This is a genomic window from Burkholderia sp. Cy-637 (genome assembly GCF_011753175.1).
GTDB classification, from domain to species: Bacteria; Pseudomonadota; Gammaproteobacteria; order Burkholderiales; family Burkholderiaceae; genus Burkholderia; species Burkholderia gladioli.
Map to the genome: position 1 here is coordinate 1 of NZ_VWWC01000380.1, position 1,328 is coordinate 1,328.

The window sequence follows — 1,328 nt, forward strand, 5'->3', positions numbered from 1 at the left end:
CGGGTTCGGCGCGCGCCGCCCCTCGGCGCTGTCGGGCGGCCAGCAGCAGCGCGTCGCGCTCGCGCGCGCGATCGTGGCGCGCCCGCGCGTGCTGCTGTTCGACGAACCGCTGTCCAACCTCGACCCGCAACTGCGCGCCTCGCTCGCCCTCGAGATCCGCGAGCTGCTGGCCCAGCTCGGCACCACCGCCGTCTACGTCACGCACGATCGCGCCGAGGCCGACACGCTGGCCCACCGCATCGTCGAGCTGGCCCAGGGGCGCGTGGCGCGGGTCACCCAAAATTCATGGAGCCGGTAGTATGCTCACCACCATTTCCAAGACCGTCCTTACCCTTACGCTGGCCTTCGGGCTTTCCCAATCCGTGCACGCTCTCACCGTCTATACCGCCGGCCCCGGCAATCTCAGCAAGAAACTCGCGCAAGGCTTCGAGCGCAAGACCGGCATCAAGGTCGACCTGTTCCAGGCCACCACCGGCAAACTGATGGCCCGCGTCGAGGCCGAAGCCAGCAATCCGCACGCCGACGTGCTGATCTCGGCCTCCTGGGATACCGCCCAGGATCTCGACCAGCGCGGCTGGCTGGCGCCCTACACCAGCCCGAACGCCGCCCACGTGCCGCCGATGTTCAAGACGCCGAACTACGTGGCGCAGGGCATCTCGGCGCTCGGCATCGTCTGGAACACGCGCACCGGCAAGCCCGAGCCGCACGACTGGAAGGACCTCGCCGCGCCCGCCTATCGCGACCAGGTGAGCACGCCGAACCCGGCGCTCTCGGGCGCCTCGCTCGACCTGCTGCTGGGCCTGCAGGACCGCCTCGGCGAAGCGGCCTGGAGCCTGTTCGACAGCCTGCACCGCAACGGCATGGTGGTGCTCGGCCCGAACGCGCAGGCCATCAACCCGGTGCTGCAGGGCGCGAAGTCGGCGGTATTCGGCGCGGTGGACTACGTCGCCTACGGCGCGGCCGCCACCGGCGAATCGGTCAAGGTGATCTTCCCGAGCAGCGGCACGGTGATCGCACCGCGCCCGATGATGATCTTCAAGACCTCGAAGGCACCGGCCGACGCGCGCGCCTTCGTCGACTACGTGCTGTCCGACGAGGGCCAGCAGATCGTGGCGGCCGCCTACCTGATCCCGGCACGCGAGGACGTGAAGTCGCCCCGCCCCGGCCTGAAGGATCTCAAGCTGCTGCCGATCGACGACGGCAGCAACAAGACCTCGCGCGCCGAGGTGCTCAAGCGCTTCAACGCCCTGTTCGGCGAGCACTGATGGCGACCGTGCTCGCGCGACGCGCCGCCCGGCCGGACGCGCGGGGCTCGGGCCGCGCCGGCC

2 protein-coding genes are annotated in these 1,328 nt (G+C 70.3%); both read left to right on the plus strand.

All coding sequences use genetic code 11. From position 1 onward, the window contains the following. On the plus strand, positions 1-298 hold a 298-nt coding region (locus tag F3J10_RS35685; protein WP_167244052.1), incomplete at its 5' end, for an ATP-binding cassette domain-containing protein. Position 299: 1 nt separating this feature from the next. Next, entirely contained in the window at positions 300-1,265 is a 966-nt protein-coding gene (locus F3J10_RS35690; protein ID WP_205200605.1) for an ABC transporter substrate-binding protein, read from the plus strand. Positions 1,266-1,328: the final 63 nt, after the last annotated feature.

Bases quoted from the DNA above. Each gene is read 5' to 3' on its own strand.
- F3J10_RS35690 (WP_205200605.1), top strand. From the start codon at position 300: ATGCTCACCACCATTTCCAAGACCGTCCTTACCCTTACGCTGGCCTTC.